We start from the raw sequence: 12965 nt of genomic DNA, 5'->3' as shown, positions 1-12965 counted from the left end.
AATTCGGTTGGCCTCCCCCGCGAGCGGGAGAGGGAGTCGAGTGCCGATGGCGATCCTACTCCGCCGCGCGCTTGGCGGCCTTCTCGAATTTCTTGAAGACGCGGTCGCGCTTCAGTTTCGACAGATAGTCCACGAACAGCACGCCGTTGAGATGATCGATTTCGTGCTGAATGCAGGTGGCGTAGAGCCCCTCCGCATCCTCCTCATGCACCGTGCCGTCGAGATCGGTGAATCGCACGCGTACCCGCGCCGGCCGCTCGACCTCCTCGTAATATTCGGGGATCGACAGGCAGCCCTCTTCGTACACCGACAGCTCTTCCGAACGCGCAATGATCTCCGGATTGATGAAGACGCGCGGCTTCGCCGTGGTCTCGCCGTTCTCGTCGCGCTTGGCGAGGTCCATGGTGATCAGCCGCAGCGGCTGCGCGACCTGGATCGCCGCCAGCCCGATGCCGGGCGCGTCATACATGGTCTCGAGCATGTCGTCGGCCAGCTTGCGGATCTCCGGCGTCACCTTCTCGATCGGTTTCGACACCAGCCGCAACTGCTTGTCCGGCAGGATGATAATTTCTCTTAATGCCATGGCGGCGATTTAAGCTGCTGACTTCATGGGGTCAATGCGCTCAGGAACCCGTTAGGACAACCTTAACCACGTTTCTTCACCCCGCATTAACCCGGAAAATCAGGAATGCATTTGCCATAAGTGTTCCCTCTTCGTTCGCGCCCGGCCGCGAATCGGCTACAACTGCCGGCATGAACGAGATTCTCCTGACGATTGGCGACCTTCCGGTCCGTGTCTCCGACGCATTGATCGGCCTTGGGGCGCTGGCGCTGATCCTGCTGCTCGCCATTGCGGTGGTGATCGCACGCGCCAGCCGGCGCGGCGCGGAACTCGCGATGGCCCAAGCCATCCGCGCCGACGAGCTGGAGGAGCGGCTCGCCGACATGCTGCGGGCCCAGAGCGAATCCTCCGGACGCGTGGACGCGATGACGCAGGCGCTGGCTGGCCGCCAGGCGGAGATGGCCCGGGCCGTCAACGAGCGGCTGGATTCGGTGACCCACCGGGTCGGCCAGTCGATGGAGCAATCGACCCGCAACACGATGGATTCACTGCGCGTGCTGCACGAGCGGCTCGGCATCATCGACCACGCGCACAAGAATCTCAACGAGCTCACCACGCAGGTGACGACGCTGCGCGACGTGCTCGCCAACAAGCAATCGCGCGGCGCGTTCGGCCAGGCGCGGATGGAGGCGATCGTCCAGGACGGCATGCCGAAGGGCTCGTTCGAGTTCCAGTACACGCTGACGTCGGGCAAGCGGCCGGACTGCGTCGTGTTCCTGCCCGACCAGCGTCCGCTCTGCATCGACGCGAAATTCCCGCTCGAGGCCATGACCGCGCTGCACGATGCGCGCAGCGACGAGGAACGCAAATTCGCCAGCCAGCGGCTGCGTGCCGACGTGCTGAAGCATGTCAGCGACATCGCGGAGAAGTACCTGATCCCGGGCGAGACCCAGGACACCGCGCTGATGTTCGTGCCGTCGGAATCGGTCTATGCCGAGATCCATGACGGCTTCGACGACGTGATCCAGAAGGCCTATCGCGCCCGCGTCGTGCTGGTGTCGCCGTCGCTCTTGATGCTGGCGATCCAGGTGATGCAGCAGATCCTGAAGGACGCCCGCATCCGCGACGCCGCCGACCAGATCCGCAACGAGGTGATGCATCTCGGCGACGACCTCGGCCGCCTGCGCGATCGCGTGCTCAAGCTGCAGACCCATTTCGGCCAGGTGAACGAGGACGTCAGGCAGATCCTGATCTCCGCCGACAAGATCGAGAAGCGCGCCGGCCGCATCGAGGAACTCGACTTCAGCAAGTCCGAGACCCCGATCGAGGTGCCGCGCTTCGTCAAGCCCAGCACGTCCGACCTGTTCCCCGCCCCGCGCAAGCTGCAGGCGGGGGAGTGATTGTTGTTTCTAGAAGTTGTCCGGCGTGCGCCACCCAATCGATGTCATCGCCCGACTTTATCCCGAAATAGCCGCGGGTGGCGGATAGGCCTCTGGGATATTGGATCGCCCGGTCCATGTGCGCAATTGCGCACAGGCCGGGCGATGACAGTCTTTTTGGGGCTGATTCTGGTAACAACTTCTCTATGACCGCACCTAGTGATGTTGCTGACCAAGGATCGCACCACACAATCAGCTGTCATCGCCCGGCTTGACCGGGCGATCCAGTATCCCAGAGGCGGCAGATGGGGGCACGCAGCTACTACGTCTACATCCTCGCCAGCCATATCGGCGGCACGCATTACATCGGTGTGACAAATGACCTCATTCGTCGCGTCGGCCAGCACAAGTTGAAGTTGGTCGAAGGCTTCACGGAAAAGTACGATGTCGTAAGGCTGGTCTATTTCGAGCAGTTCGATGATCCTGAGAACGCGATCCGACGCGAGAAGCGGCTGAAGAAATGGCGACGCGCTTGGAAGATTTCCCTAATCGAAAAAGACAATCCGGACTGGAACGATCTTTATCCCGAAATTGCCGCAGGTGGCGGATAGGCCTCTGGGATACTGGATCGCCCGGTCGAGCCGGGCGATGACAGTCTTTTTGGGGCCGAATCTGCTACCAACTCCTCTATGACAGCACCTGAAGCGACGTCAGACGCGTCTGCAAAGCCGGAGCCAAAGCCCGCCGCCACCTCCTGGCGCGACAGTTTTGCGGTGTATCTGCAGCCGCGGGTGCTGATCGTGCTGCTGCTCGGCTTCTCCTCGGGGCTGCCGCTGGCGCTGTCGGGCTCGACGCTGCAGGTCTGGATGAAGGAGGCCGGGGTCGATCTCGGCACCATCGGGCTGCTGGCGCTGATCGGCACGCCCTACACGCTGAAGTTCCTCTGGGCACCGCTGGTCGACGCGCTGCACGTGCCGCTGTTCACGCAGATGTTCGGCCGCCGCCGCGGCTGGCTATTGTTCTCGCAGTTGCTGCTGATCGCAGCGATCCTGGTGCTGGCGATGGCCGATCCGGCGCGCTCGCCATGGTTCACGGCCTTTGCGGCGCTGCTGGTCGCAACCGCCTCGTCGACGCAGGACATCGTGGTCGATGCCTTCCGCGTCGAAAGCCTGCCTGAAAGCGAGCAGGCCGCCGGCATGGCGTCCTATGTCGCGGCCTATCGAGTAGGCATGCTGGTCTCGACCGCCGGCGCGCTGTTCATCGTCAGCGGCTTCGAGTCCGCTGACCTCGCGCGCCCGTCGGCGTGGATGTGGGGCTATGTGGTGATGGCCGCGCTGGTCGTGATCGGCATCGTCACCGCGCTGGCTGCGACCGAGCCGGCGCAATCGAAGGGCGCGGAGGCGGCGACGCATGCGCAGAACGCGGCTGAACGCGTGCTGCACGCCGCGCTCGGCGCATTCTCCGAGTTCCTCAGCCGCAAGGACGCCTTCGCCGCGCTCGCCTTTGTGGTGCTGTTCAAGTTCACCGACGCGTTTTCGGGCACCATGACCGCGCCGTTCGTGATCGACATCGGCTTCTCCAAGGTCGACTACGCGGCGATCGTGAAGGGCGTCGGCCTCGCCGCGACCCTGATCGGCGGCTTTGCCGGCGGCTTCGTGGCGCGGCGCTATTCGCTGGCGACCAGCCTCTGGATCGGCGGCGTGCTGCAGGCGGTCGCCAATCTCTCATTCTCCTGGCTCGCCCATGTCGGCGTCGATCAATGGGCGCTCGCGCTTGCGATCACCGCGGAGAACTTCACCAGCGCGATCGGCACCGTGATCTTCGTCGCCTATTTGTCGGCGCTGTGCCGCAATCCATTGCACACCGCGACCCAGTACGCCCTGCTGACGGCGCTCGCGGCGGTCGGCCGCACCTATCTGTCGTCGGGCGCGGGCTATGTCGCCAAGGCCGTCGGCTGGCAGATGTTCTTCGTGATCTGCGTGCTGGTCGCGATCCCGAGCCTGATCCTGCTCGCCTGGCTGCAGCGGCGCGGGCATTTTGATGAGCTTGGGCCGGTCAGGGTTTAGCCCTCCGCTGTCGTCACCCGGCTCGACCGGGTGATCCAGTATTCCAGAGGCGTTCGTGATTCAGCGGAGAGGCCGCGGCACCGCTCTCCCCGCGCGTCGTCCTGGCGAAAGCCAGGACCCATTACCCCAAATGCGAATAGTTGCGTGACGTTGGGGCCACGATTCATCCGACAACCAAAGCCGGTGGTTATGGTCCTGGCCTTCGCCAGGACGACGATGAGGATGGGTGAGGCAGCTACTTCGCCACCACGCTCCACTTGGTGACGATGGCTTCGCTCATCTCGCCGGCGTCCTTGGCGCAGGCGACCTCGTCGACCTTCACCGAGATTTCCTTGCCGGAGAGGCTTTTGAGCTGCGCTGCCTGGGTATCGTTGGTCGGAACGAGCTGGAAGGTTTCCGGCCCGGTCTCGAGATTGCACAGACCGTTCGGCGGCGGCAGACGGCGCGGCTCGCTGGTGATCTGGTAGGTCGCGACGCGCTTGCCGCGGTTCTTGGCGTCACGCACCTTCATGACGCCGAGTTCGCCCGACAGCACGTCGCCGGCGTGGATCATCTTGCCGGGCTTCTGCGGCGCGTCGGCCTGCTGCGCGATGGCGCAAGGCGCGGCGAACGTTGCCGCCAGAAGCGCAAAGCCCAAACGTACGCCGAACAAGCGTACGCCGAATCGGTGTGCCGTCATTGTCAGTGGTTCCGTATCTTGATTCGTCAGAGCGTGAATGACCGTCCCCGAATCGGCATCCACCCTACCATTTTTGTTTCGGTGCGATCTTTTCGGATTGTGACCGATCGCTTGGCGCCTGACGCCGTGCTCGGCGCCGGCATCGCGCGCTAGAACAGCGTCCGCTGCCGCATGGCTGCAGATAGCGTACCTTCATCGAGGTAATCAAGCTCTCCGCCGACCGGCACGCCATGCGCCAGCCGCGTCACCCGCACATTGGCCTCCGACAAGAGGTCGGTGATGTAATGCGCGGTGGTCTGGCCATCGACGGTCGCATTGAGCGCCAGGATGATCTCGCTGACCTCGGGCGCGTGCGCGCGCGCCACCAGCTGATCGATGGTGAGATCCTGCGGCCCGACGCCGTCGAGCGGCGACAGCGTCGCGCCGAGCACGTGATAGCGGCCATTGGTCGCATTGGCGCGTTCCAGCGCCCAGAGATCGGCGACGTCGGCGACCACGACGATGATCGAGGGATCGCGGCGCGGATCGGTGCACACCGTGCAGGGGTTTTGTGTATCGATGTTTCCGCAGGTCTTGCAGACCTGGATCTTGTCGATCGCGACCTGCAGCGCCGCGGTCAGCGGCGTCATCAGGGCTTCGCGCTTCTTGATCAGATGCAGCGCCGCGCGTCGCGCCGAACGCGGCCCGAGGCCCGGCAGCCGCGCCAGCAGCTGGATCAGGCGTTCAATCTCGGGGCCGGCAACGCTTGCAGCCATTTAAGTCGGACCAAATCCCGGCGGCAGGCCGAGCCCGCCGGTGAGCGCCATCATCTTCTCCTGCATCGCGGTCTCGGCCTTGCGGCGGGCATCGCCATGCGCGGTGACCAGGAGATCCTCGAGCACCTCGCGTTCCTCCGGCTTCATCAGCGACGGATCGATCTTGATGCCCTTCACTTCCATCTTCGCGGTCATGCGCACCGCGACCAGGCCGCCACCGGAGATGCCTTCGACCTCGACATTGCCGAGTTGCTCCTGCATCTCCTGCATCTTGGATTGCAGCTGCGCTGCCTGCTTCATCATGCCGAGAAAATCAGCCATGCCTGCGTTCCTATCGCCAAATATCAATCGTCGTCGCTGTCGGAAGTTTCAATCGGATCTTCGCCTGACGCATCCGACACCGGAACCTCGGCGGCAAGGCGGCGGACCTCGACCACCTTGGTGCCGGGGAAGCGCGCCAGCACCTCCTGCACGCGCGGATCGGCTTCCGCAGTGCGCTGATGCTCGCTGCGCGCCAATTCGTTCTGCGACCGCACGGTGGGCTGGCCGGCCTCGTTGGAGATGATCACGGTCCAGCGCCGCCCGGTCCATAGTTCGAGCTTGCGCGACAGATCGGTGACGAGCGCGCGCTGCGCCTTCGGCTCGAGGGCGATCTCGAGCTGGCCGTCCTCGATGCGCACCAGCCGCACATCGGCCTCCAGCGCACTCTTCATCATGATGTCGCGCTTCTCGCCGGCGAGCGCGATCAGCTGCGGAAAGCTTGATATCCGGAGCGCCGGCGCGGCATCGGCGGCGGGCGCGGCCATCTGCGGGCGCGCGGCGAAATCGGCGCGCGGCGCGGCCTGCGGCGCGCGCACCGGCGCGGATGACATCGCAGGCATTGCCGAGGATGGTGCGCCGCGCGACGGTTGCGAGGCGGCGGATCCCGACGCCGCGGGCGCAGCGCCGCCGCCATTCTGCTCGATCATCCGGATCGCCTCATCCGGCGTCGGCAAATCGGCGACATAGGCAATCCGCACCAGCACCATCTCGGCGGCAGCGGCCGGGCGCGTCGCGGTCTGCACCTCGGCGATGCCCTTGAGCAGCATCTGCCACATCCGCGACAGCACCCGCATCGACAGCTTGGCGGCGAATTCACGCGCCCGCACCCGCTCGGTCTCGCCGAACGCGACATTGTCTGCCGTCCCCGGCACGACCTTCACGCGGGTGACGAAATTGACGAACTCGGCAAGGTCGGACAGCACCACGACCGGATCGGCGCCGACGTCATATTGCGCGCGGAATTCGGCGAAGGCTGAGGCGAGATCGCCGCGCGCCAGCGAATCGAACAGGTCGATCACGCGGGTGCGGTCGGCGAGGCCGAGCATCTGCCTGACCGCGTCGGCCTTCACATTGCCCGCGGCATGCGCGATCGCCTGGTCGAACAGCGACAGCGAGTCGCGCACCGATCCCTCGGCCGCGCGCGCGATGATGCCGAGCGCCTCGGGCTCGACCTCGACGCCTTCCTTGGCCGCGATGTTGCCGAGATGCTTCATCAGCACGTCGGCTTCGACGCGGCGCAGATCGAAGCGCTGGCAGCGCGACAGCACCGTGATCGGAACCTTGCGGATTTCGGTGGTGGCGAACACGAACTTGGCGTGCTCCGGCGGCTCCTCCAGCGTCTTCAGGAAGGCGTTGAACGCCGCCGTCGACAGCATGTGGACTTCGTCGATGATGTAGACCTTGTAGCGCGCGCTCGCCGGCGCGTAGCGCACGCTGTCATTGATCTGGCGGACATCGTCGACGCCGGTGTGGGAGGCGGCGTCCATCTCCAGCACGTCCATGTGCCGGCTTTCCATGATCGCCTGGCAGTGGATGCCGAGATCGGGCATGTGGATGGTCGGCCCGTTCACCGAGCCGTCCGGCTTGGCGTAGTTCAGCGCGCGGGCGAGGATGCGCGCGGTGGTGGTCTTGCCGACCCCGCGGACGCCGGTCAGGATCCAGGCCTGCGGAATCCGCCCGGTCTCGAACGCGTTCGAGACGGTGCGCACCATGGCCTCCTGGCCGATCAGGTCCTCGAAGCTGGAGGGGCGGTATTTGCGGGCGAGAACGCGGTAGGGCTTGGCGGCGTCCGGCGCGGCGCCGAGATCGAAACCGCCGTCAAGGCTTGCTTTGCCTGCGCCATCGGACGGTTGGGAGGGGTCGCCAGCGTCATTCATGCATCGATCCGCAACTTGGGAATTGTCTCTTCAGCCGGCGTGCGGATAGGAGCCGAAATCGAGCGCCGGGCGCGGAGACCGCCATTCCAGCGCGATTCGCTCGGAAAAACAGGTAGGAGACTGACGAGCGACCCGATCCGGACCTCGTTAGGGCTGCTTCCTTCCGGACCTGACCCGGTTGGCGAGTGGCTCGTCCACCGCCAATCTCCCGGTCCCTATTTGGGGCCAAAACCGCCGGAAAGCAAGCGGCCTGACCCGGCTTTGTGGGGCTGGCTTTGTGGGACTTGTCTGGGAACACGGAAAGGCATTATTTGCCCGTCATGCCCGCCTCCAATTGGTCGCTGCATTCGCAGCTCAAGAAAGACACCATCGACATCGGCGACCTGCCGCTGTGCAAGGTGCTCGTCATCAAGGATGCGCATTATCCGTGGCTGCTGCTGGTGCCGCGGCGCGACGGCGCGGTCGAGATCATCGACCTCGACGAAGTCGCGCAGGCGCAGCTGATGACGGAAATCACCCGCGTTTCGCGGGCCCTGAAAGAGGTCACCAAGTGCGACAAGCTGAATGTCGCCGCGCTCGGCAACCTCGTCCCGCAGCTCCACGTCCACGTCATCGCGCGCCGCACCAGCGACGCTGCATGGCCGCGTCCCGTTTGGGGCGTGATGCCGCCGCTGGCGCATGACGCCGAGGAAGTGCAAAATTTCATCAGCGCGCTTCGCCGCAAGATCTGGTTGGGTTGAGATTCAATGTCTGCATTCGATTCATTTCCGCTCGGCCAGCCGGCCTTTGTCACCCATGTGCTGGACCGCGCCGCGCATCTGCGCACCAATGACGAGAAGCTGTTCGCGCTGGAAGGCCACCGCGAAGCCAGAGCCTATGTGATCTATCGCGACTCGCTGGTCGTGAAGCAGGAGGATGGCGGGGCCCGCGCACTGCTCTCGCTGGAGGAAGCCCGCAGCTACGGCGCCAATCCCGGCACAATTTTCTTAGGGCTGCGCGACGCCGCGCCGATCTTCGGCATGGGGATCGCGCCGCAGGCCGCCGAGAAGCTGGTCGGACGCGCCGACGTCGCGATCACCGAATTGCGCGGCATGGCGATGCAGGGCGTGGTGCCGCCCGAGCAGCTCTCGGCCATCGCGATGGCGAAATCGATGGTGACCTGGCATCAGCGCCACGGCTTCTGTGCGAACTGCGGCACCCGCACGGCGATGAAGGACGGCGGCTGGAAGCGCGAATGCCCGAGCTGCAAGGCCGAGCACTTTCCGCGCACCGACCCGGTCGTGATCATGCTGGTCACGTACGGCGACAAGGTGCTGCTGGGACGGCAGAAGCAGTTCATGCCCGGCATGTATTCCTGCCTCGCCGGGTTCGTGGAAGCCGCCGAGACCATCGAGGACGCCGTGCGACGCGAGATTTTCGAGGAGTCCGGCATCCGCTGCACCGACGTCAATTACTACATGACGCAGCCCTGGCCCTATCCATCATCGCTGATGATCGGCTGCACCGCGCGCGCGACCAACGAGGACATCGTGGTCGACCGCACCGAGCTGGAGGATGCGCGCTGGTTCGACCATGCCGAGGCGGCGCTGATGCTGAAGCGCCAGCATCCCGACGGGCTCGCCGGCCCGCATCCGTTCGCGATTGCCCATCATCTGCTCGGCCGCTGGGTGCATCACCAAAACCCGTTGGACAAATAGCGGGAACCGGACATCGTTCTGCCGATTAAAGCTGGACACAGTTCTGGCAGTAACGGAACCATTGCGACGGATCCCCGCATGAATTTTCAGAACGGCGCCCCGAAAGTCCCGCCCCGCATCCTCTGCATCGGCCTGCCGGTGCGCGACCTGACCTTTCGCGTCAGCGTCCCGGCGCGCGGCTCCAAGGAGAACGCAACGCATTTCGACGAGATCTGCGGCGGCAATGCGCTGAACGCCGCGATCGGCATCGTCCGGCTGGGCGGCCGCGCTTCGATCTGCGGACCGATGGGCGATTCGCAGGAGACCTCGAGCCGGTACATCTTCGACAAGCTCGCCCAGGAAGGCATCGAGACCAATCATCTCATCCACATGCCGAACCTGGTCACCCCGATCTCGGCGATCATGATCGACGACAGCGGCGAGCGCACCATCGTCACCTTCCGCGATCCGGAGCTCTGGAAGGTCAAGCTGCCGCCGACCGAGCTCTTGCTGGAGGATTGCGCGGCGATCCTGACCGAGAGCCGCTGCGCGCCGTTCTGCACCGAGCTTTGCGCCGAGGCGGTCAAACGCGGCATTCCGGTGGTGGTCGATGTCGACCGCGCGATGTCGATGCGGGAGGGGCTGCTCACCGCCTCCTCCCATCTGGTGTTCTCCAGCGAGCCGCTGCAGGAGACCGCCGACGTCACCGACGACGGCCAGGCGCTGCACAAGCTCGCCAAGCTCACCCCGTCCTTCCTGGCCGGCACCCGCGGGCCTCAGGGCACGATCTGGCTCAACGAGAAGGGCGGGCTCGAGGAAACCCCGGCCTTCCCGGTCCATACCGTCGACACGCTCGGGGCCGGCGACGTCTTCCACGGGGCGTTCGCCCTCGCCATCACCGAGAAACAGCCGCTGCGCGACGCGCTGCGCTTCGCCTCGGCTGCTGCAGCGCTGAAATGCACCCGCTTCGGGGGTGCATATGCTGCACCGCAACGTACTGAAGTTGAAGAGTTTTTGGGTCAGCACGCCGACGCCAAGCCGGCCTAAGCGGCCACGAATCGCTTGATTTGGAAGATTCTTCTCTATATGAGGGATATCGAACCTTCATATGGAACTTTCTTCTATGACCGATGTCGCCATTCAGCTTCATGACAACAGCCGCCGCCTCGACGCGATCGATCGCAAGATTCTGACCGTATTGCAGGAGGATGCGTCGCTCTCCGTCGCCGAGATCGGCGACCGGGTCGGACTGTCGTCGACGCCGTGCTGGAAGCGCATCCAGCGGCTGGAAGCCGATGGCGTGATCCTGCGCCGCGTGGCGCTGGTCGACCAGAACAAGATCGGGCTCGGGATTTCGGTGTTCGTCTCGGTCGAGAGCGCCGACCATTCGGAAGCCTGGCTGCGCAAATTCGCCGACGCGGTCAGCGCCATGCCCGAGGTGATGGAGTTCTACCGGATGGCCGGCGACGTCGACTACATGCTGCGCGTCGTGGTCGCGGACATGCAGGCCTACGACGTGTTCTACAAGAAGCTGATCAGTGCCGTGCCGCTGAAGAACGTCACCTCGCGCTTCGCGATGGAGAAGATCAAGTCGGTGACGGCGCTGCCGGTGCCCGCGGCGTAAGCGCCGCCGCACACCCCGCACGAGACGTCGATACGCTCCCAGGTAGTTCGCCTGTTCGGCATTTACCTGAAGTTAGCGCCGGCAGCGGTATTCTGCTGCGATGGAGCCGGGGGAGATCATCCCAGCGAAACGACCGCCTGCCTGGCTGGGCGCGGCCGCATTGCTGCTTGCAAGCTGGATCGCGGTCGCAGTGCTGTCGCTAAAGGTGCGTGCGGGCAGCGACGTGGTGGCCGTGGCCTTTCCGCCATGGTGGCGCGCCGAGCGCGCGCTGCTGGCCGCCGCGTCCGCCGATGCGTCGATCGTTCGGATGACCGCGATCCCGGCCCTGCTGGTGGTGCGGCCTGACCCAAATGGCGGGCTGCGCCGGCTGTACGAGGCCGGCGCCTTGCTGACCATGGATCCGCAGGCGATCGCCGGCTGCTTCGGGGCGGATGACGATCTGGGGGTTGGGAATGACCTTCGAAGGCGATGAGATGGCCGCCCTGCGCGAGACGGCCAGCAAGATCCTGCTCGTGGTGCTCTGGCTGCACGTTCCGATCGCAGTCATCGTCGGCATGACGCTGCACACCGACTGGCTGATGCCGACCGGCTTCATGGTCGCGATGGCGCTGGCTGCGACATTGTCGTGGCGCGTCTCGGGGAACGGCGTTTCAACGCGCCTGATCGTTGCCGTGGCCCTGATGGCCGGCGTGTCGATGCTGGTCTATCAGTTCGCCGGCCACCGCTGGCAGGTCGACATGCACATGTATTTCTTCGCCGCGCTGGCGTGCCTCGTCGCCTATTGCGACTATCGGCCGATCGTCGCCGGCACTGCGGCGGTTGCCCTGCATCACCTGACGCTGAATTTCATCCTGCCGGCTGCGATCTATCCCGGCGGCGCCGATTTCGGTCGCGTGGTTCTCCACGCCGTGATCCTGCTGATCGAGGCCGGCGTGCTGATCTGGCTCGCGCACACGCTTGCCGAACTGTTCGAGAGAGCGGCGCAAAAGGCGGCGGAGGCCGAGGCCGCCGGTGCCGCCGAAGCGCGCGCCAACGCCGAGCGCATCGAGGCCGAACGAGCCAAAAAAGATCGCGATGCCGCGCGGCGCGAGCTCGCCGCCGGCTTCGAGCGCAAGATCGGCGAGGTCGTCGAGGCCGTCGCGGTGGCGGCGAGCGCGATGCAGGGCCTGTCGACGACGATGAACGGCAGCAACGCGGAGACGATTCGCCAGGCCACCGCCGCCGCCTCCGCATCGACGCTGGCGTCGAGCAATGTGGAAACCGTCGCGTCCGCGACCGAGGAGCTGACGGCCTCGATCAACAGCATCGCCGAGCAGGTGACGCGCTCGGCGCGCATTGCCGCCAAGGCCGCCGACGAGGCACGCCGCACCAACAGCGTCGTCGAAGGCCTTGCCGCCGGCACCCAGAAGATCGGCGAGGTGGTGACGTTGATCCAGAGCATCGCCAGCCAGACCAATCTGCTCGCCCTGAACGCAACCATCGAAGCGGCGCGCGCCGGCGAGCATGGCCGCGGATTCGCCGTCGTCGCGAGCGAGGTCAAGGCACTGGCCAACCAGACCGCCAAGGCGACCGAGGAGATTTCGGCCCAGATCCAGGACATCCAGAGCGCGACGGGTGCTGCCGTCAGCGCGATCGGGACCATCGGGACCACGATCGCGGAAATCGACCAGGTCTCCGGCGAGATCGCAGCCGCCGTCGATCAGCAGGGCGCGGCGACCCGCGAGATCTCCAGCAATTTGCAGCAGGCCGCCGATCGCACGCGGGACGTCAACAAGGGCATCCTCAACGTCAACCGCGCCTCCGAACAGGCCGGCAGCGCGACCGCACAGCTGCTCGATGCGGCCAACGGCCTGTCGTCGCAATCGGAATGGCTGAAGACCGAGCTGGACCGCTTCCTGGCCTCGCTGCGGGCGGCGTGAGCACCACCTCCTGAGCTGTCATCGCCCGGTCTTGACCGGGGGACCCAGTACGCCGCGGCTTCTCCGTGATGACTGGTGTCTCTGGAATACTGGATCGCCCGGTCAAG

The 12965-nt window shown here is 65.2% G+C and carries 14 protein-coding genes and 1 other RNA gene; 9 read left to right on the top strand and 6 right to left on the bottom strand.

What is annotated here, in order from left to right; translation table 11 throughout:
• Positions 1–55: 55 nt before the first annotated feature.
• The gene (gene def, locus PMN64_RS38135; protein WP_038385628.1) at positions 56–583 is read right to left on the bottom strand and encodes a peptide deformylase; all 528 of its coding nucleotides are present in this window, start codon (positions 581–583) and stop codon (positions 56–58) included.
• Positions 584–753: 170 nt separating this feature from the next.
• Between def and PMN64_RS38130 the strand changes: the two genes are divergently transcribed.
• The 3 genes from PMN64_RS38130 to PMN64_RS38120 all read left to right on the top strand — a co-directional run bounded on the left by PMN64_RS38130 (position 754) and on the right by PMN64_RS38120 (position 4007).
• Positions 754–1962 (top strand): DNA recombination protein RmuC, encoded by a 1209-nt coding sequence (locus tag PMN64_RS38130; protein ID WP_411784483.1) that lies wholly within the window; start codon positions 754–756, stop codon positions 1960–1962.
• A 284-nt stretch (positions 1963–2246) separates the two neighbouring features.
• The gene (locus PMN64_RS38125) at positions 2247–2552 is read left to right on the top strand and encodes a GIY-YIG nuclease family protein (protein ID WP_411784482.1); all 306 of its coding nucleotides are present in this window, start codon (positions 2247–2249) and stop codon (positions 2550–2552) included.
• A gap of 78 nt (positions 2553–2630) precedes the next feature.
• Entirely contained in the window at positions 2631–4007 is a 1377-nt protein-coding gene (locus PMN64_RS38120; protein ID WP_411784481.1) for an AmpG family muropeptide MFS transporter, read from the top strand.
• Between the two features lie 235 nt (positions 4008–4242).
• Here the strand turns inward: PMN64_RS38120 and PMN64_RS38115 are convergent, their stop codons facing one another.
• From PMN64_RS38115 to ffs, 5 genes are all read right to left on the bottom strand, one after another.
• Positions 4243–4686, bottom strand: a complete 444-nt coding sequence (locus PMN64_RS38115; protein ID WP_411784480.1) for a hypothetical protein — start codon at positions 4684–4686, stop codon at positions 4243–4245.
• A gap of 149 nt (positions 4687–4835) precedes the next feature.
• On the bottom strand, positions 4836–5441 hold the full coding sequence (gene recR / locus PMN64_RS38110) for a recombination mediator RecR (protein ID WP_028335942.1): 606 nt from the start codon (positions 5439–5441) through the stop codon (positions 4836–4838).
• Entirely contained in the window at positions 5442–5762 is a 321-nt protein-coding gene (locus tag PMN64_RS38105; RefSeq protein WP_018269493.1) for a YbaB/EbfC family nucleoid-associated protein, read from the bottom strand. It abuts the gene before it with no gap.
• A gap of 23 nt (positions 5763–5785) precedes the next feature.
• Positions 5786–7639: a DNA polymerase III subunit gamma/tau gene (locus PMN64_RS38100; RefSeq protein WP_411784479.1), complete on the bottom strand. Its 1854-nt coding sequence runs from the start codon at positions 7637–7639 to the stop codon at positions 5786–5788.
• 112 nt (positions 7640–7751) lie between these two features.
• Positions 7752–7848: signal recognition particle sRNA small type (ffs, locus tag PMN64_RS38095), an RNA gene on the bottom strand.
• 111 nt (positions 7849–7959) lie between these two features.
• On the opposite strand from ffs, the gene PMN64_RS38090 reads away from it, so the two are divergent.
• The 6 genes from PMN64_RS38090 to PMN64_RS38065 all read left to right on the top strand — a co-directional run bounded on the left by PMN64_RS38090 (position 7960) and on the right by PMN64_RS38065 (position 12858).
• Complete coding sequence (locus tag PMN64_RS38090) at positions 7960–8379, top strand: HIT domain-containing protein (RefSeq protein ID WP_028344138.1); 420 nt, start codon at positions 7960–7962, stop codon at positions 8377–8379.
• A gap of 6 nt (positions 8380–8385) precedes the next feature.
• Entirely contained in the window at positions 8386–9336 is a 951-nt protein-coding gene (nudC, locus tag PMN64_RS38085) for an NAD(+) diphosphatase (RefSeq protein ID WP_028344137.1), read from the top strand.
• Positions 9337–9414: 78 nt separating this feature from the next.
• Positions 9415–10362, top strand: a complete 948-nt coding sequence (locus PMN64_RS38080) for a sugar kinase (RefSeq protein ID WP_304498336.1) — start codon at positions 9415–9417, stop codon at positions 10360–10362.
• Positions 10363–10438: 76 nt separating this feature from the next.
• Positions 10439–10939, top strand: coding sequence for an Lrp/AsnC family transcriptional regulator (locus PMN64_RS38075; protein ID WP_016848075.1), 501 nt, complete (start codon positions 10439–10441; stop codon positions 10937–10939).
• Positions 10940–11099: 160 nt separating this feature from the next.
• Positions 11100–11411, top strand: coding sequence for a hypothetical protein (locus PMN64_RS38070; RefSeq protein WP_411784478.1), 312 nt, complete (start codon positions 11100–11102; stop codon positions 11409–11411).
• Positions 11392–12858: a methyl-accepting chemotaxis protein gene (locus PMN64_RS38065; protein WP_411784477.1), complete on the top strand. Its 1467-nt coding sequence runs from the start codon at positions 11392–11394 to the stop codon at positions 12856–12858. The genes PMN64_RS38070 and PMN64_RS38065 overlap by 20 nt, the downstream gene beginning before the upstream one ends.
• The last annotated feature ends 107 nt before the right edge of the window (positions 12859–12965 follow it).

The organism is Bradyrhizobium sp. UFLA01-814, from assembly GCF_046718885.1.
Lineage (GTDB): Bacteria > Pseudomonadota > Alphaproteobacteria > Rhizobiales > Xanthobacteraceae > Bradyrhizobium > Bradyrhizobium elkanii.
Note: the sequence above shows the minus strand (reverse complement) of the source record. Positions and strands in the feature narration are given on the sequence as shown.

What these genes read in the sequence shown, in the direction of transcription:
- nudC (WP_028344137.1), top strand. Translation starts at nt 8,386, where the DNA reads ATGTCTGCATTCGATTCATTTCCGCTCGGCCAGCCGGCCTTTGTCACC.
- PMN64_RS38125 (WP_411784482.1), top strand. Translation starts at nt 2,247, where the DNA reads ATGGGGGCACGCAGCTACTACGTCTACATCCTCGCCAGCCATATCGGC.
- PMN64_RS38105 (WP_018269493.1), bottom strand. Translation starts at nt 5,762, where the DNA reads ATGGCTGATTTTCTCGGCATGATGAAGCAGGCAGCGCAGCTGCAATCC.
- recR (WP_028335942.1), bottom strand. Translation starts at nt 5,441, where the DNA reads ATGGCTGCAAGCGTTGCCGGCCCCGAGATTGAACGCCTGATCCAGCTG.
- PMN64_RS38120 (WP_411784481.1), top strand. Translation starts at nt 2,631, where the DNA reads ATGACAGCACCTGAAGCGACGTCAGACGCGTCTGCAAAGCCGGAGCCA.
- PMN64_RS38080 (WP_304498336.1), top strand. Translation starts at nt 9,415, where the DNA reads ATGAATTTTCAGAACGGCGCCCCGAAAGTCCCGCCCCGCATCCTCTGC.
- PMN64_RS38090 (WP_028344138.1), top strand. Translation starts at nt 7,960, where the DNA reads ATGCCCGCCTCCAATTGGTCGCTGCATTCGCAGCTCAAGAAAGACACC.
- PMN64_RS38065 (WP_411784477.1), top strand. Translation starts at nt 11,392, where the DNA reads ATGACCTTCGAAGGCGATGAGATGGCCGCCCTGCGCGAGACGGCCAGC.
- PMN64_RS38115 (WP_411784480.1), bottom strand. Translation starts at nt 4,686, where the DNA reads ATGACGGCACACCGATTCGGCGTACGCTTGTTCGGCGTACGTTTGGGC.
- PMN64_RS38130 (WP_411784483.1), top strand. Translation starts at nt 754, where the DNA reads ATGAACGAGATTCTCCTGACGATTGGCGACCTTCCGGTCCGTGTCTCC.
- PMN64_RS38075 (WP_016848075.1), top strand. Translation starts at nt 10,439, where the DNA reads ATGACCGATGTCGCCATTCAGCTTCATGACAACAGCCGCCGCCTCGAC.
- def (WP_038385628.1), bottom strand. Translation starts at nt 583, where the DNA reads ATGGCATTAAGAGAAATTATCATCCTGCCGGACAAGCAGTTGCGGCTG.
- PMN64_RS38100 (WP_411784479.1), bottom strand. Translation starts at nt 7,639, where the DNA reads ATGAATGACGCTGGCGACCCCTCCCAACCGTCCGATGGCGCAGGCAAA.